A 219-nucleotide genomic window follows, 5' to 3' on the forward strand; every position below is an offset into this window, starting at 1 on the left:
TCTGACGACGGATCTTTCAGAAGGCCCCGGACAGGATCGGGCGTCTTCAGGCCCCGGTTGATTCTCACCGGAAGGCGGTCATTGATCCGCCCCGTCAGAACCGCATCCATCATGCCGGTCGGGTTCAGAAAGGTCAGAGACCCGTAGGAGGAACTGGCCCCCAGGCCGGTGGCGGACAGAGAAAGGCCCCGGTCCAGATCAAACGCCTGACTGACAAAG

At 61.6% G+C, this 219-nt stretch carries 1 pseudogene; it reads right to left on the reverse strand.

From position 1 onward, the window contains the following. Positions 1-219, reverse strand: a pseudogene (locus JN414_RS16730) (hypothetical protein); the annotation flags it as partial.

Origin of the sequence: Gluconobacter sp. Gdi, assembly GCF_014132155.1 — a bacterium.
Taxonomy (GTDB): domain Bacteria; phylum Pseudomonadota; class Alphaproteobacteria; order Acetobacterales; family Acetobacteraceae; genus Gluconobacter.